This window comes from Micromonospora sp. WMMD754 (genome assembly GCF_049315235.1).
Taxonomy (GTDB): Bacteria; Actinomycetota; Actinomycetes; order Mycobacteriales; family Micromonosporaceae; genus Micromonospora; species Micromonospora sediminicola.
This window is the reverse complement of sequence record NZ_CP186058.1, coordinates 6132262-6153060: the sequence shown is the minus strand read 5'-3', so window position 1 is coordinate 6153060 and position 20799 is coordinate 6132262. Positions and strand designations below refer to the sequence as shown.

The 20799-nt window shown below is 71.6% G+C and carries 20 protein-coding genes; 17 read left to right on the top strand and 3 right to left on the bottom strand.

The genetic code is table 11. The features are described from left to right. Window positions 1–33: 33 nt before the first annotated feature. Window positions 34–1854 carry a YncE family protein gene (locus tag ACN27B_RS28845; RefSeq protein ID WP_422742348.1) on the bottom strand — a complete coding sequence of 607 codons (1821 nt, stop codon included), beginning with the start codon at window positions 1852–1854 and terminating at the stop codon, window positions 34–36. 510 nt (window positions 1855–2364) lie between these two features. Between ACN27B_RS28845 and ACN27B_RS28840 the strand changes: the two genes are divergently transcribed. From ACN27B_RS28840 to ACN27B_RS28815, 6 genes are read left to right on the top strand one after another with little or no spacing between them, the layout of a single operon-like run. Beyond that, complete coding sequence (locus ACN27B_RS28840; RefSeq protein ID WP_091573768.1) at window positions 2365–2667, top strand: urease subunit gamma; 303 nt, start codon at window positions 2365–2367, stop codon at window positions 2665–2667. Next, window positions 2664–3029: an urease subunit beta gene (locus ACN27B_RS28835; protein WP_422742345.1), complete on the top strand. Its 366-nt coding sequence runs from the start codon at window positions 2664–2666 to the stop codon at window positions 3027–3029. Before ACN27B_RS28840 ends, ACN27B_RS28835 begins: the two co-directional genes overlap by 4 nt. Continuing rightward, window positions 3026–4729, top strand: a complete 1704-nt coding sequence (locus tag ACN27B_RS28830) for an urease subunit alpha (protein WP_422742342.1) — start codon at window positions 3026–3028, stop codon at window positions 4727–4729. The genes ACN27B_RS28835 and ACN27B_RS28830 overlap by 4 nt, the downstream gene beginning before the upstream one ends. Beyond that, on the top strand, window positions 4729–5421 hold the full coding sequence (locus ACN27B_RS28825; protein ID WP_422742340.1) for an urease accessory protein UreF: 693 nt from the start codon (window positions 4729–4731) through the stop codon (window positions 5419–5421). Before ACN27B_RS28830 ends, ACN27B_RS28825 begins: the two co-directional genes overlap by 1 nt. Then, window positions 5411–6157 (top strand): urease accessory protein UreG, encoded by a 747-nt coding sequence (gene ureG / locus ACN27B_RS28820; protein WP_098746575.1) that lies wholly within the window; start codon window positions 5411–5413, stop codon window positions 6155–6157. Before ACN27B_RS28825 ends, ureG begins: the two co-directional genes overlap by 11 nt. Beyond that, window positions 6157–6903, top strand: coding sequence for an urease accessory protein UreD (locus ACN27B_RS28815; RefSeq protein WP_422742337.1), 747 nt, complete (start codon window positions 6157–6159; stop codon window positions 6901–6903). Before ureG ends, ACN27B_RS28815 begins: the two co-directional genes overlap by 1 nt. A gap of 7 nt (window positions 6904–6910) precedes the next feature. Here the strand turns inward: ACN27B_RS28815 and ACN27B_RS28810 are convergent, their stop codons facing one another. Further along, complete coding sequence (locus ACN27B_RS28810) at window positions 6911–7375, bottom strand: MarR family winged helix-turn-helix transcriptional regulator (protein ID WP_422742334.1); 465 nt, start codon at window positions 7373–7375, stop codon at window positions 6911–6913. A gap of 96 nt (window positions 7376–7471) precedes the next feature. Between ACN27B_RS28810 and ACN27B_RS28805 the strand changes: the two genes are divergently transcribed. The 10 genes from ACN27B_RS28805 (at window position 7472) to ACN27B_RS28760 (ending at window position 18398) form a co-directional block, all read left to right on the top strand. Next, entirely contained in the window at window positions 7472–8554 is a 1083-nt protein-coding gene (locus ACN27B_RS28805; protein ID WP_355522684.1) for a substrate-binding domain-containing protein, read from the top strand. 403 nt (window positions 8555–8957) lie between these two features. Beyond that, the gene (urtA, locus tag ACN27B_RS28800; RefSeq protein WP_422742330.1) at window positions 8958–10202 is read left to right on the top strand and encodes an urea ABC transporter substrate-binding protein; all 1245 of its coding nucleotides are present in this window, start codon (window positions 8958–8960) and stop codon (window positions 10200–10202) included. 77 nt (window positions 10203–10279) lie between these two features. Further along, window positions 10280–11167, top strand: a complete 888-nt coding sequence (urtB, locus tag ACN27B_RS28795; protein WP_099160314.1) for an urea ABC transporter permease subunit UrtB — start codon at window positions 10280–10282, stop codon at window positions 11165–11167. Beyond that, on the top strand, window positions 11164–12294 hold the full coding sequence (urtC, locus tag ACN27B_RS28790; protein WP_422742327.1) for an urea ABC transporter permease subunit UrtC: 1131 nt from the start codon (window positions 11164–11166) through the stop codon (window positions 12292–12294). The genes urtB and urtC overlap by 4 nt, the downstream gene beginning before the upstream one ends. Further along, window positions 12291–13067 (top strand): urea ABC transporter ATP-binding protein UrtD, encoded by a 777-nt coding sequence (gene urtD / locus ACN27B_RS28785; RefSeq protein WP_422742325.1) that lies wholly within the window; start codon window positions 12291–12293, stop codon window positions 13065–13067. The genes urtC and urtD overlap by 4 nt, the downstream gene beginning before the upstream one ends. Continuing rightward, window positions 13064–13759, top strand: coding sequence for an urea ABC transporter ATP-binding subunit UrtE (urtE, locus tag ACN27B_RS28780; protein ID WP_253866308.1), 696 nt, complete (start codon window positions 13064–13066; stop codon window positions 13757–13759). The genes urtD and urtE overlap by 4 nt, the downstream gene beginning before the upstream one ends. Window positions 13760–13967: 208 nt before the next feature. Continuing rightward, a complete protein-coding gene (locus tag ACN27B_RS28775; RefSeq protein ID WP_422742322.1) occupies window positions 13968–15035 on the top strand; it encodes a lytic polysaccharide monooxygenase auxiliary activity family 9 protein in 1068 nt (355 codons plus the stop codon). Window positions 15036–15189: 154 nt separating this feature from the next. Further along, window positions 15190–15774, top strand: a complete 585-nt coding sequence (locus tag ACN27B_RS28770) for a hypothetical protein (protein ID WP_422742320.1) — start codon at window positions 15190–15192, stop codon at window positions 15772–15774. Window positions 15775–15946: 172 nt separating this feature from the next. After that, window positions 15947–17200 carry a chitinase gene (locus ACN27B_RS28765; RefSeq protein WP_422742318.1) on the top strand — a complete coding sequence of 418 codons (1254 nt, stop codon included), beginning with the start codon at window positions 15947–15949 and terminating at the stop codon, window positions 17198–17200. A 19-nt stretch (window positions 17201–17219) separates the two neighbouring features. After that, entirely contained in the window at window positions 17220–18398 is a 1179-nt protein-coding gene (locus tag ACN27B_RS28760) for a carbohydrate-binding protein (protein WP_422742315.1), read from the top strand. Window positions 18399–18786: 388 nt separating this feature from the next. Here ACN27B_RS28760 and ACN27B_RS28755 read toward each other — a convergent pair whose 3' ends face one another. Continuing rightward, complete coding sequence (locus tag ACN27B_RS28755; protein WP_253866310.1) at window positions 18787–19215, bottom strand: DUF1801 domain-containing protein; 429 nt, start codon at window positions 19213–19215, stop codon at window positions 18787–18789. 496 nt (window positions 19216–19711) lie between these two features. Between ACN27B_RS28755 and bla the strand changes: the two genes are divergently transcribed. Next, a complete protein-coding gene (bla, locus tag ACN27B_RS28750) occupies window positions 19712–20626 on the top strand; it encodes a class A beta-lactamase (RefSeq protein WP_422742313.1) in 915 nt (304 codons plus the stop codon). Window positions 20627–20799: the final 173 nt, after the last annotated feature.

The window sequence follows — 20799 nt, the reverse complement described above, 5'->3', positions numbered from 1 at the left end:
CCCGACCTGGAAGGACGGCCCCACGACCGCCGTCTACTTCTTCCTCTTCTTCTCCGGCAGTGGGAACAGCGCCAGGTCGTTGCCGAGCATCCCCCAGGTGGCCTTGCCGTCCGGGGTGAAGTGGAACGACGGGTTGTTGTACCAGCCCCGCGGCACGTTGTCGTACAGGGTGGTCACCTCGCCGCCGGGAACGGTCGGCAGCTCGGAGATGTCGTTGGTCCAGTGCACCCAGGAGAAGACCCGGCCGTCGATCCCGTTGAACTGGCCGTACCCGCCGAGGTCGCCCTCCATCACGATCTGCCGGCTGTGCAGGTCGTAGGCGAACCAGGCCCCGCGCGGACGGCGGCCCATCGCGTAGAGCAGGTTGCCCACGACGAACAGGCTCTCGTACGACAGCCAGTCCGGCTTGATCTCCTCCCGCCACAGCAGGGTCCGGGTGACGATGTCCACCGCCGCCACCTGCGCCACCTTGCGGATCGGGCCGCTGGTGCCCTCGCCGTAGGTGTCGCCGGCGAGGTAGGCCGTGGTGCCCCGCACCACCACGTCCATCACGCTCTGCTCGGGCAGGAACTCCCGGTGGGAGTCGAAGGTGTTGTCGCTCAGGTCGATGAAGGTGAGCGCGCCGGTGTGTTTGGTGGTCTGCGGGCTGGACGCCACGACGAGCTGGTTGCGTGCCCGGTCGTGGTGGATCCGCTTGGTGCGCAGCTGCTCGTTGCCGAGCAGTCCGAGCGGGGTGATCTCGTAGCTGTCCGGATCGATCGCGACGATCTGGGCGCTCGGGTAGAGGCCGGCGTACACCACCCCGCGCCGGCCCTCGGCCATCGCCTTGACCTCGCCGTTGATGTCGAAGCGCTCGCTGGTGCCGGCCTTCGGCCGGTGGACGGTCATCGCGTAGTGGCCGCCCACCCAGATCCGGTTCCGGCTGTGCCGCATCATCGACTGGATGGTCTCCGGGTACCCGAAGCCCCGGTCGGCGGTCTGCCACACGCTGGCGGTGCCGCCGGGCGTCGCCTTCCACAGGTGGCCGAGCCCGCTCACCCCGAGCAGCGCGCCGCCGGGCAGCGGAGCGAGCAGCTGATTCTCCACGTCGGCCAAGGGCCGGCCCACCTTGGTCAGGCCGTCGGCGGTGACCTCGTACAGGTTGGTGGTCAGCCGGCACAACGCGTACACCTTGCCGTCGCTGCCCACGGTGAGCTGGTCGATGTAGCGGTCCTCGGCGGGAATGTCCCGGGACACCCGCTGCGAGCCGTCCCGGCGGAAGGAGATCAGTTGCCGGCCGCAGGCGACGTGGAGCATCCCGTCGCTGACGACCAGGTCGAGGATCCCCACCGGTGAGGCGCTGAGGTACGACGTCAGGCTGGTCGGCGCGCCGCCGCCCTTCGGCCACATCAGCAGCGTGCCGGGGGCGGCCGAACCGCCGTAGACGTACTCGTCGTCGACCGCGACGGCCGCCGCGTACTGCGAGGTCGAGATGCGACCGTACGTCTCGACGGTGGCGTCGGCCAACCGGATCCGCTTGACCGTGCAGTCCGGGTACGTGCCGATGTACAGGTGCTCGCCGTGCACCACCATGTCGTAGTACCAGGTGGTGGCGGCACCGGCCCGGGACCACGCGACGACGTCGCCGGTCTGCGGGTCGTACCGGTACACGTCCGCGCTGCCGGCGGGACCGATGTAGATGTACCGACCGTCGGCGGCGAGCTTCTGCCCGCCATTGCTCGGGATCGCCAGGTCCGCGATCCTCCGCTGCTCGCCGGTGTGCACGTCGAACTCGCCGAGCCGCATCCGGCCCTCCGGCGTGTTGAACCGTGAGGTGATGAAGACGCTGTCGCCGATGACGGCGGCCCCGCGCACGGCGGCGGTCAAAGAGGCGGGGCCGAAACTAATCGGCGTTAGGGGCTTTTCGGCTGCGGAGGCGGGGGACGAGAGCCCAGCATGCCCGACTGCCAGCGATGCTCCGGCGGCTGCGCTACCTGCGAGCAGTGTGCGACGGCTGAGGGGCATGGGAGTCTCCGTTCGTCGACAACATTACGGTCAGGACCTTAATAATCGGCCTTCTATGCGTCAAGGGTCGGTGAGCGGTTGGCGCCGGCGCGGCTCGATCCCTCATCCCGAGCACCCGCTTGCCCGCGCCGGTGGCGATCCTCTACGTTCTGCTGAAGCGGTGGGCGGTGCGGTCCGCATCCGACCGACACCGCCGGGTGCCCGTCGCGCGGGCCGGGATGGTGGAGTCCCGGGCGACCCCGTCGGCGGTCGTCGCGGCGGTCGTGTGACTCCAGCTCGTCCTCCGGGTGGTGCTGCCCGGCGCGGCTCCGCGCGGAGCCGACGGCGAGCGGGCCACGCCGATCCCCACCGGAGAATCCCGTGTTCCTCAGCCCGCACGAGCAGGATCGCCTGCTCGTCCACGTCGCGGCCGACGTCGCTCGCCGCCGCCGCGAGCGCGGCCTGCGACTCAACTATCCCGAAGCCGTCGCGATCATCACTGCCTTCCTGCTCGAAGGGGCCCGCGACGGGCGGTCGGTGGTCGACCTCATGTCCGCCGGCCGGACGGTGCTCGGCCGCGAGGACGTCCAGGACGGCATCCCCGAGCTGCTGAGGGAGGTGCAGGTGGAGGCGACGTTCCCGGACGGTACCAAGCTGGTGACGGTGCACCACCCGATCCCGTGATCCCCGGGGAGATCCTGCCGGCGGCCGGCCCGGTCGAGATCAACGTAGGTCGGCCGGTGACCACACTGGTCGTGGTCAACACCGCCGACCGTCCGGTGCAGGTCGGCTCGCACTACCACTTCGCCGAGGCCAACCCGGCCCTGATGTTCGACCGGGCCGTCGCCTGGGGCCAGCGTCTCGCCGTTCCGGCGGGAACCTCGGTCCGGTTCGAGCCGGGCGTGAGCCGCACCGTCGAGCTGGTCCCGCTCGGCGGCGCACGCGTCGTGCCCGGCCTGCGCGGCGAGTGCGCCGGGCCGCTGGACGAAGCGTCACCGGCCGCGCCGGGAACAGCCGCACCGATGACCGACGGGCCGGCGCGGTGAGTGCCGTGCGGCGGGACCGCTACATCGACCTGTACGGGCCGACCACCGGTGACCGCATCCGGCTGGCCGACACGAGCCTGCTGATCGAGGTGGAGACCGACCACTGCGTGGGCGGCGACGAGGCGGTCTTCGGCGGCGGGAAGGTGATCCGCGAGTCGATGGGCCAGTCGCGGGCGACCCGCGCCGAGGGCGCCCTCGACACCGTCGTCACCGGCGCGGTGGTGCTCGACCACTGGGGCGTGGTCAAGGCCGACGTGGGTCTGCGCGACGGGCGGATCGTCGCCCTCGGCCGGGCCGGCAACCCGGACACCATGCCCGGCGTCCACCCCGAGCTGGTCATCGGCCCGGCCACCGAGGTCATCGCCGGCAACGGCCGGATCCTCACGGCCGGCGCCGTCGACACCCACGTGCACTTCATCTGCCCGGAGATCGTCGCCGAGGCGCTCGCAAGCGGCGTCACCACACTCGTCGGCGGCGGCACCGGCCCCGCCGAGGGCACCCGGGCCACCACGGTCACCCCGAACGCCTGGCACCTGGCCCGCATGCACGAGGCGCTGGACACGCTGCCGGTCAACGTGCTGCTGCTGGGCAAGGGCAACACCGTCTCGCCGGAGGCGCTGTGGGAGCAGTTGCGCGCCGGCGCGGGCGGCTTCAAGCTGCACGAGGACTGGGGCACCACACCGGCGGCGATCGACGCCTGCCTGCGGGTGGCGGACGCCTCCGGGGTGCAGGTGTCGATCCACACCGACACCCTCAACGAGGCCGGTTTCGTGGCCCACACGCTCCGGGCGATCGCCGGCCGGGCCATCCACTCGTACCACACCGAGGGCGCGGGAGGCGGGCACGCGCCGGACATCATCACGGTGGCCGGTGAGCCCAACGTGCTGCCGTCGTCGACCAACCCGACCCGGCCGTACACCGCCAACACCCTCGCCGAACACCTGGACATGCTGATGGTCTGCCACCATCTCAACCCGTCCGTGCCGGAGGACCTGGCCTTCGCCGAGAGCCGCATCCGACCGTCCACCATGGCCGCCGAGGACCTGCTGCACGACCTCGGCGCGATCTCCATCATCGGCTCCGACGCCCAGGCGATGGGCCGGGTGGGCGAGGTGATCCTGCGAACCTGGCAGAGCGCGCACGTCATGAAGGAGCGGGTCGGCGCGCTGCCCGGCGACGGCGCGGCCGACAACCACCGGGCCCGCCGGTACGTGGCGAAGTACACCATCTGCGCGGCGATGGCGAACGGGCTGGACCGCGAGATCGGCTCGGTCGAGCCGGGCAAGCTGGCCGACCTGGTGCTGTGGGATCCGGCGTTCTTCGGCGTACGACCGCACCTGGTGCTCAAGGGCGGCATGATCGCGTACGCCCAGATGGGTGACGCCAACGCGTCCATCCCCACGCCGCAGCCGATGCTGCCGCGCCCGATGTTCGGGGCGTACGGCGCCGCGGCGTCGGCCACCAGCCTGGCGTTCGTCGCGCCGGCCGCTCTCGACGCCGGGCTGCGCCTCGACGTGCGGCGACGGGTGGTACCCGTCGCGGACGTGCGCTCGCGGGGCAAGGCCGACCTGCCGGAGAACGACGCGATGCCCCGGATCGAGGTGGACCCGGACACCTTCACGGTGCGGATCGACGGTCAGGTGGTGGAGCCGGACCCGGTGCCACGCCTGCCGATGGCCCAGCGGTACTTCCTGTTCTGATGGCGACGTCGAGCCTGCTCCTGCTGCTGGCCGACGGTCGCTTCCCGGCCGGCGCGCACGCCCACTCCGGCGGCCTGGAGGCCGCCGTCGCCGCCGGCCGGGTCACCGACCTGGCCACGTTGGAGGCGTTCCTGGCCGGCCGGCTGGCCACCGCCGGGCTGGTCGGCGCGGCGTTCGCGGCGGCGGCGCACCGGGCCGTGACCTCGGCGAATTCCGCCGTTCGCGGGTCCACGCTGGCGTTGCTCGACGCGGAGCTGGACGCCCGGACGGCGGCACCGGCGCTGCGCACGGTGTCCCGTCGCCAGGGGCGGGCTCTGCTGCGCGCGGGCCGGGCCATCTGGCCGGAGGCGTCCTTCGCCGAACTGCCCTGCACACCCGGCGGAGCGCACCAGCCGTTGGTGCTCGGGCTGCTCTGCGCCGCCGCCGGCCTGAGCCGCGCCGAGACCGCCACGGTCGCCACCCACGGGACGGTGACCGGCGCGGCCAGTGCGGGCGTACGCCTGCTCGGCCTCGACCCGTACCAGGTCCAGGCCCTGCTGGTCGGTCTCGCCGACCGGTGCGACGGCGTCGCCGCCGCGGCGGCGCGGGCCGCCGACGACCCACCCGAGCGGCTGCCCGCGGCGGCCGCCCCCCTTGCCGACATCCATGCCGAAGCTCATGCCACCTGGGAGGTGCGTCTCTTTGCGTCCTGAAACCGTTGCGCCCACTGCCGACCGGAGTCCCGCCCCGCACGACGAGACCGTTCCGCACACCCACCCCGAACCGGGGGTGGACCCGCATCCGCCGCTGGCCCGAGCCGGCCGGGCGCTGCGCGTCGGCATCGGCGGGCCGGTCGGGTCCGGCAAGACCGCCCTGGTGGCGGCCCTGTGCCGGGCGTTCGCCGGCGAGCTGCGACTCGGCGTGGTCACCAACGACATCTACACGACCGAGGACGCCGACTTCCTCAAGCGGGCCGGCGTGCTGGACCCGACCCGGATCCGCGCCGTGGAGACCGGTTGCTGCCCGCACACCGCCATCCGGGACGACATCGGGGCCAACCTCGACGCCGTGGACGAGCTGGCCGAGGCGGTCGGCCCGCTGGACCTGGTGCTGGTCGAGAGCGGCGGCGACAACCTGACCGCCACGTTCAGCCGGGGCCTGGTGGACCGGCAGATATTCGTGGTCGACGTGGCCGGCGGGGACAAGGTGCCGCGCAAGGGCGGACCCGGGGTGACGTCCGCCGACCTGCTCGTGATCAACAAGACCGACCTGGCCCCGATGGTGGGCGCGGACCTGGCCGTCATGGACCGGGACGCGCGGGCCCGGCGCGGCGACCTGCCGACCGTGTTCCTGTCGATCGTCGGCGACCCGACGGCGGGGCGGGTCGCCGACTGGATCCGCCACGAACTGGCCCACCACGCGGCCCGGCACCCGATCGCCCCGGCCTGATGCGCGCGGACGCCCGGCTGGTGGCTCGGGCCGACGGCCGGGGCGGCACGGTCCTCGCCGAGCTGCGCGGTGAGACGCCGCTGCTGCTGCGACAGACGCCCGGCAGCGGTCGTGTCGCAACCGTGTACGTCGTCGGCGGGGCGGCCGGCCCGCTCGCCGGCGACGACCTGCGGCTGGAGATCGACGTGGGACCGGGGGCGGCGGTGCGGATACACACCGTCGCCGCCTCGGTCGCCCTGCCCGGCCGGCCCGACGCCGTGTCGCGGATGGCGGTCCGCGCCGTGGTGCACGACGGCGGCGCCCTGCACTGGCTGCCCGAGCAACTGGTCGCCGCGGCCGGCTGCGCCCACCTCGCCGAGTCCCGGGTCGAGCTGGCCGCCGGGGCGAGGCTGATCTGGCGCGACGAGGTGATCTGCGGTCGGTACGGCGAGGCGCCGGGCGGTGCGGTCGTCCACACGCGGGTCGACCACGACGGCCGGCCGCTGCTGCGCCAGTCGCTGGCCGTGGGGCCGGACGCGCCCGGCTGGGCCGGCCCCGCGGTGCTCGGCGGCGCGTCGGCCACCGGGTCGCTGCTGGTGGTGGACCCGTCGCTGCCCCACGAGCCCGCGACGGTCGAGGGCACCCTCGCCCGGCTGCCCCTGGCAGGTGGTCCGGCGACACTGTGGACCGCCACCGCCCCCGACGCGCACACGCTGCGCGCCCACCTCGACGTAGAGGTCGAGCCGCTGCTCACCGAGGTGGAGTGAAGCGGGGTCAGCGGCGAGGGCCGGCCGCCTCGGCGTTGTCGCGGCGACCCGCAGGGTCGAGTCGGGCGATCAGGTCGGCGATGTGGTCGAGCAGGGCGGTATCGGCCGGTACGCCCGCCTCGGCGAGGCTGGCCCGGACCCGCTGGTCGAGGCGGGCGTGCTCGCGGCGGCCCCGCGTCGTCAGGTAGGCCCGGATCCGTCGGCGGTCCAGCGGGTCGATCCGCCGGAACACCAGGTTACGGTCGACGAGCTGGTCGACCAGCTTGGTGAGGGTCCCCGGCGGCAACGACGCCTCGGCGGACACCTCGCTCATCGGATGGCCCTGACCGTCGGCGAGCAGGCAGAGCACCCGCCACGCCTCGGTGGTCAGGTCGTCGTCGGCCAGAACGGCGGCCAACCGGCGGGAGAGCAGCCGTTCGGCGCGGGTGAGCGAGCGCAGCAGATCGGCTGGCGCCCCGGGCACGTCTGACATGGAACCCCCTGGGCCGGTGGCCCTGTCATCGTAGCGACTCGTCCCGGTCCGTGGAGAGCTGTGGTTTTCCCACGTCGGCCGGACAATCATGGGCTCATGTCCGCGCCGGCACCGCCGTGGCTCACCGTCGATCGGACCGTGGTCAGCATCGCGCTGGTGTACCCGATGCGCGGGCCGGCGGGAATGTTCGGCCCGACCTGCGAACTCTGTGCCCAGCTCGCGGTCGAGGAGATCAACGCCGGTGGTGGGGTGCTGGGCCGCGAGGTGCGGCTGGTGCCGGTCGACGGTGGCGCCCCGCCGACCGAGGTGGCCGCCCAGGTGGAGGCGCTGGTGTCGGTGGGCGCCGTGCAGGGCGTGACCGGTTGGCACATCTCCTCGGTGCGACAGGCGCTCGCGCCCCGGGTCGCGGGCCGCGTGCCGTACGTCTACACCGCCCTGTACGAGGGCGGTGAGCGTACCGAGGGGGTCTATCTGACCAGCGAGACGCCGGACGCCCAGCTGTGGCCCGCGATGCGGCTGCTCGCGGGGGAGCAGGGCGTGCGCCGCTGGTTCGTGGTCGGCAACGACTACGTGTGGCCCCGGCGCACCGCGCGGGCGGCCCAGCGGTACGCGTTGCGCGGCGGTGGCCGCGTGGTGGGCCAGGCGTTCCTGCCGTTGGAGACGCACGACTTCGACGACGTGTTGCGCCGGATCGAGCGCAGCGAGGCCGATGCGGTGGTGATGCTGCTCGTCGGCGCGGACGCGGTGCGGTTCAACCGGGCGTTCGCGCGTGCCGCGATGGACCAGCGCTGCCTGCGGCTGAGCACCCTGATGGACGAGAACATGCTGCTGGCCAGCGGGGCGGGCGCGACCCGGCGCCTCTACAGCACGGCGGGCTTCTTCGCCGGTCTGGTGACGCAGGAGAACCTCGACTTCCACGGCGAGTTCGCCCGCCGGTTCGGGGTGGAGGCGCCGCCGCTGGGCAGCCTGGGGGAGTCCTGCTACGAGGGCGTGATGCTGCTCGCCGCCCTGATCGGGCAGGCCCGCACCCTCGACGTGCGGGCGATCGAGACGGCTGCCGACACGGTGGCGTACCACGGGCCGCGCGGTCGGCTCCAGCTGCGTCGACGGCACGTGCGCCAGCGGATCTACCTTGCCGAGGCCGACGGTCTCGACTTCACCGTGCTCGCCCAGATCTGACCGTCCGGTCCGGACCCTTGACACGTCCACCCGGCCCGGCCCTAGAATGCTTCCTGCGTGAAGTATCTACCCGTGGGGTGGATACCACGAATGTCTGTCCACCGTCGGCGGAATCTGCCCGTCGACCATTGTGGTGGCAATTCTTCACCGAGTTCGTCACGGCCGGCACCGTCTCGCCTCAGACAATGCCGGCCATTGTGGCATGCGTTCTCTCCAGGTGCGCGGGAAACAGTCAATTAAGGGCTGGGAAACGTCCGCGCAATCATGCCGGTCGACGCTTTGCGTGCCCGTGTTCGATGCGATGACGACAGGCGACGTCCACCCGTCGGCCTCGGCATCGCCAACTCCACCGGACCGCACCGACCGTCCTTTCGCTACTTCACTGCACACCGCAGGAGATTAGATGTCACCTCTTTTCCGCCGCCGCATCCTGGCGGGTGCCATGACCCTCGTCGCCGCGGCGGCCATGACCGCGTGCGGCAGCAGGACCAGCGACGAGGGCGGCGCGGCCGGCGTCGCCGCCGACGTCTCCGGCGACACCGTCAAGGTGGGCCTGCTCAACTCGCTCTCCGGCACCATGGCGATCAGCGAGGTCACCGTCCGCGACTCGATCATGCTCGCCGTCGAGGAGATCAACGCGGCCGGCGGCGTCCTCGGTAGGAAGATCCAGCCGGTCGGGGAGGACGGCGCCTCGGACTGGCCCACCTTCGCGGAGAAGGCCGAGAAGCTCATCTCCGAGGACCGGGTCGCCGCCGTTTTCGGCTGCTGGACGTCGGCCAGCCGCAAGGCGGTCAAGCCGGTGTTCGAGAAGAACAAGGCGCTGCTGTTCTACCCGGTGCAGTACGAGGGCCTGGAACAGTCGCCCTACATCTTCTACACGGGCGCGACGACCAACCAGCAGATCGTCCCCGGGCTCGACTACCTCAAGGCCCAGGGCACGAAGACGGTCTACCTGGTCGGCAGCGACTACGTCTTCCCGCGCACGGCCAACAAAATCATCAAGGCGTACGCGGCGGCGAACGGGATGACAGTGGTCGGCGAGGATTACGCGCCGCTCGGGTCCACCGAATTCGGCACGATCGTCAACAAGGTCAAGTCGTCCGGCGCGAAGGCGGTCTTCAACACCCTCAACGGCGACAGCAACGTGGCGTTCTTCAAGGAGTACAAGTCGGCCGGGCTGACCGCCGCCGCGATGCCGGTGGTGTCGGTGTCCATCGCCGAGGAGGAGGTCAAGAGCATCGGCACCCAGTACCTGGAGGGCCAGCTGACCGCCTGGAACTACTACCAGACCACGCCCGGCGCGGCGAACGACAAGTTCGTGGCCGCGTACAAGGCGAAGTACGGCGCGGACAAGCCGACGAGCGACCCGATGGAGGCCGCCTACGTCAGCGTCTACCTGTGGAAGGCGATGGTCGAGAAGGCCGGCGCGTTCGACGTCGAGAAGGTCCGCGGCGCCTCCGACGGAATCACCTTCGACGCGCCGGAGGGCCTGGTCACCGTCGACGGCAAGACCCAGCACATCGCCAAGACCGCCCGCATCGGCAAGGTCGGCGCGGACGGCCTGATCACCGAGGTGTGGAACTCCGGCAAGCCGGTCGCGCCGGACCCGTACCTCAAGACCTATCCGTGGGCGAGCGGCCTGAGCTGACGACGCCGGCCCCGGGCGGGCACCGCGACGACGCGTCCCGCCCGGGCCCCCCGACCAGCAGTACGGGAGTACCCACCGTGACAGTCCTCTTCGGTCAACTCTTCACCGGCATCAGCATCGGCGCGGTGCTGCTGCTCGTCGCGCTCGGGCTGGCGCTGACCTTCGGCCAGATGAACGTCATCAACATGGCGCACGGCGAGTTCATCATGGCCGGCGCCTACACCACGTACGTGCTGCAACAGAGCATCACCGGCGCCGGCCTGTCGCTGCTGATCGCGCTGCCGGTGGCGTTCGTGGTCGCCGGCACGATGGGGGTGCTGCTGGAGTTCCTGCTGATCCGTCGGCTCTACGCCCGGCCCCTGGACACGCTGCTGGTCACCTGGGGCGTGTCCCTGATGCTGCAACAGCTCGCCCGGGACGTCTTCGGCAGTCCGAACGTGCAGACCCGCGCGCCCGACCTGCTCACCGGCAACGTGGCCCTGCCCGGCGGGCTGACGGTCGCCAACAACCGGCTGTTCATCCTGGCCCTGGCCCTCGCCGCCGTCGCCGCCCTCACCCTGGCGCTGCGGCTCACCCCGTTGGGGCGTCGGATCCGCGCGGTCGTGCAGAACCGCGACCTCGCCGCGGTGTCCGGCGTCCCCACCGCCCGGGTCGACCGGACGACCTTCTTTCTCGGCTCGGGCCTGGCCGGGCTCGCCGGGGTGGCGCTCACCCTCCTCGGCCCGATCGGCCCGACCATGGGCACCAACCTGATCATCGACGCCTTCCTGGTCGTCGTGGTCGGCGGGATCGGTCAGCTCAAGGGCAGCGTGATCGTCGCCTTCGCCCTCGGGGTCCTCCAGGCCACCGGGGAGTACCTCACGACCCTCAGCGTCGCCAAGGTGATCGTCTTCGTGGCGATCGTCGCGTTCCTCCAGTGGCGGCCACAGGGCCTGTTCACCCTGCGGACCAGGAGCCTGGCATGACCGCCGTGACACCCGCGCCGCCGAACACCGCCGGCGCACCGGCGCCGGCCGACATCGCGCCTGAGAGCCGGTCCGGTGGCCGGTCCCGCATGCGCGCGGCGGCGGGGTTCGCGTTCGGCGCGGCGCTGCTGTTCGCCGTCGCGCCGCTGGCGCTGTCGGACTTCCGGCTGGCCCTGCTCGCCAAGTACCTCTGCGTCGCCATGGTGGCCGTCGGCATCGGCATCGCCTGGGGGCGCGGCGGCATGCTCACCCTCGGCCAGGGCGTCTTCTTCGGCCTGGGCGGCTACGCGATGGCCATGCACCTCAAGCTCGCCGACGCGGGTCCCGGTGGGATGCCCGACTTCATGCAGCTGTACGGGCAGCTCGACGAACTACCGGTCTGGTGGCGGCCGTTCGCCAGCCCGTGGTTCGCGCTGCCGGCCACGGTGCTGCTGCCGATGGCCGTCGCCCTCGGGCTCGGCTCACTGGTGTTCCGCCGCCGCGTGCGGGGCGCGTACTTCGCCATCCTCAGCCAGGCGCTCGCCGCCGCCATGGTGATCCTGTTGATCGGCCAGCAGGGGACCACTGGCGGCACCAACGGGCTCACCGACATCCAGGGCTTCTTCGGTTACGACCTGGACGACCCGATCAACCAGCGGATGGTCTACTTCATCATCGCCGGCGTCCTGCTCGCGCTGCTCGCGCTGGCCCGCCAGCTCATCCACAGCCGCTACGGGGAACTGCTGGTGGCGGTGCGGGACAGCGAGGAGCGGGTCCGTTTCCTCGGCTACGACCCGGCGTCGGTCAAGCTCGTCGCCTACGTGGTGGCGGCGGGTATGGCGGGCCTCGCCGGCGCGCTGTTCGTGCCGGCGGTGGGCATCATCTCGCCCGCCCTCATCGGCATCGTCCCGTCGATCGAGTTCGTCATCGGTGTGGCGGTGGGCGGCCGGGCCACGCTGCTCGGGCCGGTGCTCGGCGCGGTGGCGGTCGCCTGGGCGCGTACCGCCCTTTCCGAACGTTTCCCGGGCACCTGGACGTACCTGCAGGGTCTGCTCTTCGTGGTGGTGGTGGCGTTCCTTCCCGGCGGCCTGGCGTCGCTGTGGACGCTGGCCCGCCGCCGCGCCGAGCGGGCGGAGGTGCGCCAATGAGCGACGACCGGCTGGACGGGCTGTCCGTCCGTGACGTGCGGGTCAGCTTCGACGGCTTCACCGCCGTCGACGGCGTCTCGCTGGAGGTGCCCGCCGGTGACATCCGGTTCCTGATCGGGCCGAACGGTGCCGGCAAGACCACACTGGTCGACGCGATCACCGGTCTGGTGCGGGCCACCGGCTCGGTGTGCTTCGGCGACCAGGAGCTGCTGGGCCGCCCGGTGCACCGGATCAGCCGGCTCGGCATCGGCCGGACGTTCCAGACGTCGACGGTCTTCGAGGAGCTGTCGGTCGTGCAGAACCTCGACATCGCCGCGGGCGCCCGCCGGAGCTGGGCCACCCTGGCCCGGCGGCGGCGGGGCATCCCCGACGAGGTGGCCGCCGCGCTGGAGACCATCGGGCTGGCCGGCCGGGCCGACCAGCTCGCCGGCACCCTCGCGCACGGCCAGAAGCAGTGGCTGGAGATCGGCATGCTGCTGGTGCAGGACGCGCGGCTGCTGCTGCTCGACGAGCCGGTCGCCGGGATGAGCCACGAGGAGCGCGACGCCACGGGCGCCCTGCTGGAGACGGTGAGCCGGGACCGCACGGTGGTGGTGATCGAGCACGACATGGACTTCCTGCGTCGCTTCGCGCGCAGCGTTACCGTGCTGCACGCGGGGAAGGTGCTCAGCGAGGGCACGGTGGCGCAGGTCCAGGCGGACCCGCGCGTGCAGGAGGTCTACCTCGGCCACCCGGTCGACGCCGGGTCGGTCCCCAGCGGTCTGGAGGCATGATGCTGACCCTGCGTGGGGTGCACGCCGGATACGGGCGTTCCCGGGTGCTGCACGGCGTGGACCTCGCCGTCCCGCCCGACGGGGTGGCCGCGGTGCTCGGGCACAACGGCGCCGGCAAGAGCACCCTGCTGCGGGTCGCGGCAGGCCTGCTGCGCCCGACCGCCGGCACCGTCGAGCTGGACGGCGAGGACGTCGCCCGTCTCGCGCCGCACGAGCGGGTGGCGCGCGGCATGGCGTACGTCCCGCAGGGCCAGCAGTGTTTCCCGCACCTGACGGCGGCGGAGAACCTGCGCCTCGTCGCCGACGGCCGGCGCGACGGCGCGGTGGCGACGGCGGAGGCGCTGGACCTGTTCCCGGCGCTGCGCCCGCTGCTGCGGCGGCGGGCCGGGCTGCTCTCCGGTGGTCAGCGTCAGCAACTCGCCATCGCCCGCGCGCTGATCACCCGGCCGCGGCTGCTCATGCTCGACGAGCCGACCGAGGGCATCCAGCCGTCGGTGGTCGCCGAGATCCAGGAGCGGATCGTCGAGCTGACCCGGCAGTCCGGCTTCAGTGTGCTGCTCGTCGAGCAGCACCTCGGGTTCGCGCTGCGGGTGGCGAACCGCTACCACGTCCTCGAATCCGGCCGGGTCACCTCGCACGGCGACGGGGGAGTCACGGCGGAGCGGGAGGTGCGCGCGGCCCTCGCGGTCTGATCCGGGTCGCGTCGCGCCCGCCGGCCGGTGCGTCGGTATCGATTTACATTGACGGTGGTCTCTACTAACATCGTGGCTGGGAGTCGCCAAGCGCTGCTGGGCAGCAGTGTCGTCCACCTCTGGGACGGCTTGAATCGATCGGCGTCACCTTCTCCGGGGTGGGCACCCAGCGAGGGCCACTGGGCGCCGGCGCATCCACTGGAGCATCATGAAAATCTCACGGACAGCACGCCGTCTGGGACTGGGCGCGGTCGCGGTTCTCGTAGCCTCGTTCACGATGGTCGCCGTCAACCAGGCCGGTCCGGCCTCGGCGCACGGATCGGTCACCAACCCGCCGTCACGCAACTACGGATGTTACGAGCGCTGGGGTTCCGACCACCTCAACCCCACGATGGCCCAGACCGACCCGATGTGCTGGCAGGCGTGGCAGGCCAACCCGAACACCATGTGGAACTGGAACGGCCTGTACCGCGAGAACGTCGGCGGCAACCACCAGGCCGCCGTGCCGGACGGACAACTGTGCAGCGGCGGTCGCACCCAGGGCGGCCTGTACGCATCGCTCGACGCGGTCGGCGCGTGGACCGCGAAGCCGATGCCGAACAACTTCACCCTGACGCTGACCGACGGCGCTCGGCACGGCGCCGACTACATGTTGATCTACATCACCAAGCAGGGTTTCGACCCGACCACCCAGCCCCTCACCTGGAACAGCCTCGAGCTGGTACTCCGCACCGGCAGCTACCCGACCACCGGGCTCTACGAGGCGCAGGTGAACGCGGGCAACCGCACCGGGCGGCACGTCGTCTACACCATCTGGCAGGCGTCCCACCTCGACCAGCCGTACTACCTCTGCAGTGACGTGATCTTCGGCGGTGGCGGCACCCCGCCGCCGACGACCCCGCCGCCCACCACGCCGCCGCCGTCGACCCCGCCGCCGACGACTCCGCCGCCCACCACGCCGCCGCCGGCCGGAAATGGTGCCTGCACCGCCACGTTCCGCAAGACCAGCGAGTGGTCCGGTGGGTTCGGCGCCGAGGTCACCGTCCGGGCCGGCAACGCCGCCATCTCCGGATGGACGGTGGCATGGACCTGGCCCAACGGCCAGAGCATCACCAACGCCTGGAACGCGACAGTCACCTCGAGCGGCTCTTCGGTCACCGCGTCGAACGTCGCTTACAACGGCTCCCTGAGCGCCAACGCCACCGCCAGCTTCGGCTTCAACGCCTCCTGGAACGGCACCAACTCCGCACCCACCCTCACCTGCACCGCCCGGTAACAGCATCGGCGGTGGGGTGGCGCGGCACGCGCCACCCCACCGCCGGCAGGGCCGTGCGCCGGGGGTGGCGGTGCGGACGGACCCGACCTCCGGGCAGAGGTCCGTGCGCTGCTCTCCGCCACCATCAGGAACCGCGACGAGGTGAGGAACGACCATGATTTCCCGGGTACGCGTCAGCGGCTGGTGCCGAAGCGGCTTCGTGTGGATCGAGGTGGGCCTGCTGGCCGCGTCGATCGGTGTGGCCGCCCTGGTCACCTCGACGACCCCGAGGACGGACCCGGCGGTTCTCCGCCAAGAGATCCTGGCCCTGATGCGTACGACCCTCGAGCAGGTGGACCCGACACATCACGGCCACGCCGGGCACACCGCCCCGCAGGGACCGGCCGGAGAGCAGGCCGCGCCGGCGGTCGTCTGCGGAGTGCATGTCTACGGCCACGAGCCCACCGGGGCCACCACGCTGGCCGACGTCCGGACGGTCTACGGCTTCCACCTCTGTGGCGTCGCCGAACAGAAGCGCCATTGGGACGGAGCGGTCAAACTCGTCGGCCCGCTGATCATGGACATGACCACCCGACCTCCCGGCGTCGAGGTGGTCGAGGCGACCGCCGACGTCAGGTTCGTCGACCGGCTACGGGAGATGTTCCCCGACAAGTACGAGGACCTGGCACTCAGGGAAGCGTTGCCCGCATCGGAGATGGCCGACCTGCGGCGCCGGTACGACGCCGCCGCCGGCCTCTGACCACGCCGAGCGGCCGCCTCCGGTCCACCGGGCGACCTCGTGGTGGTGAGAGCGCCGCCGGCCCGTCTCATTCGTCATAGCAAATTCAAGGTGGTCTAACTCTGGACCTTTACTGTTAACAGTCCTAATAATAAGGCCCTCGGTTCCGCCCCGATCCGGAAGGGCCACCCCCATGCGCCGCCCCGCCATCCTCGCCCTGGCCGCCGTCCTGGCCGCCGGTGCTGCCACCGTCTACCTGGCGTCGTCCGCCTCCGCGGCCGCCGCCTGCTATCCCACCTGGTCGTCGTCCGCCGTGTACGTCGGCGGCGGCCAGGCGTCGTACCAGGGCGTCAACTACCAGGCCAAGTGGTGGACCCAGAACGAGAGCCCGACCACGCACAGCGGCCAGTGGGACGTCTGGGCCAACCAGGGCGCCTGCGGCGGCTCCACCCCGCCGACCACGCCACCCCCGACCACGACGCCACCGCCCACCCCGCCCCCGACGACCACCCCACCGCCGACCACGCCCCCGCCGACCGGCAACGGTCAGCTGCCGAAGCACTTCCTCATCGGTTACTGGCAGAACTTCGACAACCCGGCCCGGGAGATCCGGCTCCGTGACGTACCGGCCACCTACGACCTGATCGCGGTCGCGTTCGCCGATGCGACGAACACGCCCGGCACGGTGTCCTTCAGCATCGACGCGGGCCTGAGCGCCTCACTCGGCGGCTACACCGACGCCGACTTCAGGAACGACGTCGCCACCCTGCACTCGCGGGGCAAGAAGGTGATCATCTCGGTCGGTGGCGAGCGCGGCACGATCTCGGTCGCCAGTTCCAGCGCCGCCACGAACTTCGCCAACTCGATCGTCGGCCTCATCGCCAGCTACGGGTTCGACGGCGTCGACATCGACCTGGAGAACGGCGTCAACGCGACGTACATGGGTCAGGCCCTGCGTGACATCCGCAACCGGACGAACCCGAACCTGATCATCACGATGGCGCCGCAGACCATCGACATGCAGAGCACCGGCAGTCAGTACTTCCAGTTGGCGCTGAGCATCAAGGACATCCTGACCGTCGTCCACACCCAGTTCTACAACTCCGGTGCGATGCTCGGCTGCGACAACAACGCCGCGTACGGACAGGGAACGGTCAACTTCCTCGTGGCGCTCGCCTGCATCCAGCTGGAGAACGGGCTCCGGCCGGACCAGGTGTCCCTCGGACTGCCGGCCGCGCCGAGCGCCGCCGGTGGGGGCTACGTCAACCCCTCGGTGGTCAACCAGGCCCTCGACTGCCTCGCCAAGGGCATCAACTGCGGCTCCGTGAAACCGCCGCGCACCTACCCGGGGATCCGTGGCGCCATGACGTGGTCGGTCAACTGGGACGTCACCAACGGCAACGGATTCGCCAACACCGTCCGCCCCCACCTCAACACCCTTCCCTGAACCCCCGCAGGAGAGTGTCATGAAACTCAGGCAGAAGATCCTGGCCCTGACCGCCGTCACGGCCACCGCCACCGCCGTCGCCGTCGCCCCGATGACCACGTCGAGCGCGGCCGCGGCCTGCTACCCGGCCTGGTCGTCGTCCACCGTGTACGTCGGCGGCGGCCAGGCGTCGTACCAGGGCGTCAACTACCAGGCCAAGTGGTGGACCCAGAACGAGAACCCGGCCACCCACAGCGGCCAGTGGGACGTCTGGGCCAACCAGGGCACCTGCGGCGGCACCACCCCGACCACCCCGCCACCCACCGGCCCGACCAACCCGCCCCCGGCCGGCAGGATGGCGGCGGCGCCGTACGTCTATCCCGGCTGGGGCAACCCGCCGGCGCCCTCGACGATCACCGGCCAGGGCGTCCGCGCGTTCACCGTCGCGTTCGTGCTGGCGAACGGCTGCAACCCGGTCTGGGACGGCGAGGGCGGCCTGACCGGCGGCGTCCACGAGTCCTGGATCAACCAGGCCAAGGCCGCCGGCGCCACCATCGTCCCGTCGATCGGCGGCTGGCAGGGCAACAAGCTCGGCCCGAACTGCGCCACCCCGGAGGCCCTCGCCGGGGCGTACCAGAAGGTCATCAACACCTTCGGGCTCAAGGCCATCGACATCGACATCGAGAACTACGACGAGTTCGAGAACTACACGGTCGCCGACCGCATCGTGAGCGCCCTGGGCATCATCAAGCGCAACAACCCGGGCGTCACCACGATCCTGACCTTCGGTACGACCACGACCGGACCCAACGTGCACGGCGTCCGGCTGATCAACCAGGCCCGGGCGCTGAACGCCAACGTGGATGTCTTCACCATCATGCCGTTCGACTTCGGCGGCGGCGCGGACATGTACACCAGCACCCGCAACGCCGCGGAAGGCCTGAAGAATCAGCTGAAGTCCACGTTCGGCTGGAACGACCAGACCGCGTACGCCCACATGGGCATCTCCGGCATGAACGGACTGTCCGACCAGCAGGAGGTCACCACGCCGGAGACCTGGGCGCGGATCCGTGACTACGCCAGGAGCAACGGGCTCGCTCGATTCACGTTCTGGGCGGTGAACCGGGATCGCGGCTGCGCCGGCGGCGGCGTGGTGTCCAACTGCAGCGGCATCGCCCAGAGCGACTGGGAGTTCAGCCGGATCTCCGCCGGCTTCTGAGAGCTGTTCCACCAGGGCGGTGGAGCCGGGGAGGAGTACGGGCGGCGGCCCGGACTCCTCCCCGCCCCGCACGGCATCCACCCCACAACCTCGTCGACACCCCTCGGTCGGGCACCCCTCAGGAGGACCGGACCGCGCACCGGCCGCGAGGCCTGGCCGTGGTGCACGTCAGCTCGCCCCGCCCGTTCACCTCCGACAGCGCCCAGTCGCTGTGGAGCACCGAGGCGTGGTCCATCCTCAGCTCGGATCGCGGTGGTGCCGAAGGCGGAGCACCCGGCTGCGCCGGGAGGTCACCACACCCCCGGGACCCATCGACGCCGCGCCGCCGTCGTTCGGCTCAGCGAATGACCTGGCGGGCGCGGTGCGGCGTGCGTCGACCGCCCCCGGGTCACGCGGGTCGGTGGGATCGGTCCACGCCCCTGTGCACGCGGACCGTGCGCTCCACGAGCTCACGCAGCGTGCCCTCGTCGACGTCGTCGAGCCGCTTGAGGTAGAGGCAGCCCTTGCCGGTCCTGTGCGGGCCGAGCCGGGCGAGCAACGTCGGGTAGCGCTCCTCGTAACCGCCGACCAGATAGAGGACGAGCTGCTGCTTGCGGGGCGAGAACCCGGCCAGGGGCCAGGCGCCCGTGGGGCCGTGGTAGCTGCCGAAGCCCACGATGCTCGGGCCCCACATCACCGGCGGCTCACCCGTCACGTCGCGCAGGATCGCGCACAGGCGCAGGGCGTCGGCACGCCGGCGCTCGTCCGCAACCGCCGCCAGGAAATCGTCGACGCTCGCATCGGTGGGAACCGTCACCGGCTGCCTTGATGTCGCCACGACCGTGATGCTGCCACGTCCGTACGACAGACGCTCCTACGCGAGGACCGTTTGCGCCGCCGACGGCATCCGTACGTTCTGTCGAGAGGCCGGACCTCCGGACGCCCGGTGGTGCCGCTGCCGCACGGCCACCCGTCCTCGTCCTTCCAGTTCCGCGACCTGATGCCGGGACGACTCGGCGACCGTTGGCGGCTGGTCGCGCCCGATCTCCCCGGCAGGCGCTCCAGTCGCGAGCGGGATCGGCGTGACCGCGCCGCGCGCCCCGACGCTGTCCAGGAGACGTCGCGACGCTTGGTCTGTCCTCCCGTCGAGCAGGGATCACGCTCACCTGGCGGGGGAGCGGCCGGCAGGAACCGCCCCGCAACCACGGCGATGCCGGATCGGCATGAACACCGCCGATTCCGTCTTCGACCGCATGCCCGATCGCTGTCATGGTCGAGTCCTGCCCAACCGGCGCTGTCCGGCGCCGGACGCACGACACCGACAAGGAGTGATCATGGTGCTCGCCCCACACCGTCTGGTGGCCGCGGTGTCAGCGGTGGCCCTCGCCGCCTGCGGTCCCGCCGATGCCGGCGATGCCGCCGAACGGCCGACGCCGGACCGCCCGGTGACGGCCACCGCGTCCGCCGCGGCCGACCGGGATCGCGCGTTCCGGCAACTGGAGGAGACGTTCGACGCGCGGCTGGGGGTGTACGCGATCGACACCGGCACCGGCACGACGGTGGGCTACCGGGCCGACGAGCGGTTCGCGTACGCCTCGACGTTCAAGGCGTTGGCCGCCGCGGAGGTTCTCGACGAGACCACGGATGCCGAGCTGGACCGGGTGGTGCGGTACTCGGCGGACGACCTGGTCACCTACTCGCCGATCACCGAGAAGCACGTCGCCGACGGCATGACGCTGCGCGCGCTCGCCGACGCGGCCGTGCGCTACAGCGACAACACCGCCGGTAACCTGCTGCTGCGCCGGCTCGGCGGACCGCAGAGGTTCGAGAAGGAACTGCGCGGGGTCGGCGACAAGGTCACCGCCCCCGCACGGTACGAGACCGCGCTCAACGAGGCGCGCCCGGGGGACCGTAGGGACACCAGCACCGCGCGGGCCCTGGCTCAGGACCTGCGGGCGTACGCCGTCGGCGACTCCCTCGACCCCGCGGACCGCGACATCCTCAACGGCTGGCTGCGGGGCAATACCACGGGCGGCGAGTTGATCCGCGCCGGTGTGCCCGACGGCTGGGTCGTCGGGGACAAGACCGGTTCCGGCGGCTACGGGACCCGCAACGACATCGCGGTGGTCTGGCCACCGGACCGGGCGCCGATCGTGCTCGCGGTGCTGTCCAGCCGCGACCAGAAGGACGCCGACTACGACAACGCCCTGATCGCCCGGGCGGCCGAGGTCGCGATCGCCGCGTTGTGACGGCTCCACCAGCCGGTGCGGCGCCAGCCGTCCGGCAGCGCGGATGGAGGCCGCGGTGAACGCGCCGGTCGCCGGCAGGACCGACACCACCGACGCCGAGAACCACGAATGTCACGGTGCGACGGTGACGCGGTGACACTGCCCGCGCCGTCCGGCGAGCGCTGCAATGGGAA

Excerpts from the sequence above, each read along its gene's own strand:
- ACN27B_RS28825 (WP_422742340.1), top strand. The coding sequence starts at position 4,729 with ATGGCGACGTCGAGCCTGCTCCTGCTGCTGGCCGACGGTCGCTTCCCG.
- ACN27B_RS28815 (WP_422742337.1), top strand. The coding sequence starts at position 6,157 with ATGCGCGCGGACGCCCGGCTGGTGGCTCGGGCCGACGGCCGGGGCGGC.
- ACN27B_RS28810 (WP_422742334.1), bottom strand. The coding sequence starts at position 7,375 with ATGTCAGACGTGCCCGGGGCGCCAGCCGATCTGCTGCGCTCGCTCACC.
- ACN27B_RS28805 (WP_355522684.1), top strand. The coding sequence starts at position 7,472 with ATGTCCGCGCCGGCACCGCCGTGGCTCACCGTCGATCGGACCGTGGTC.
- urtA (WP_422742330.1), top strand. The coding sequence starts at position 8,958 with ATGTCACCTCTTTTCCGCCGCCGCATCCTGGCGGGTGCCATGACCCTC.
- urtC (WP_422742327.1), top strand. The coding sequence starts at position 11,164 with ATGACCGCCGTGACACCCGCGCCGCCGAACACCGCCGGCGCACCGGCG.
- urtD (WP_422742325.1), top strand. The coding sequence starts at position 12,291 with ATGAGCGACGACCGGCTGGACGGGCTGTCCGTCCGTGACGTGCGGGTC.
- urtE (WP_253866308.1), top strand. The coding sequence starts at position 13,064 with ATGATGCTGACCCTGCGTGGGGTGCACGCCGGATACGGGCGTTCCCGG.
- ACN27B_RS28775 (WP_422742322.1), top strand. The coding sequence starts at position 13,968 with ATGAAAATCTCACGGACAGCACGCCGTCTGGGACTGGGCGCGGTCGCG.
- ACN27B_RS28770 (WP_422742320.1), top strand. The coding sequence starts at position 15,190 with ATGATTTCCCGGGTACGCGTCAGCGGCTGGTGCCGAAGCGGCTTCGTG.
- ACN27B_RS28765 (WP_422742318.1), top strand. The coding sequence starts at position 15,947 with ATGCGCCGCCCCGCCATCCTCGCCCTGGCCGCCGTCCTGGCCGCCGGT.
- ACN27B_RS28760 (WP_422742315.1), top strand. The coding sequence starts at position 17,220 with ATGAAACTCAGGCAGAAGATCCTGGCCCTGACCGCCGTCACGGCCACC.
- bla (WP_422742313.1), top strand. The coding sequence starts at position 19,712 with ATGGTGCTCGCCCCACACCGTCTGGTGGCCGCGGTGTCAGCGGTGGCC.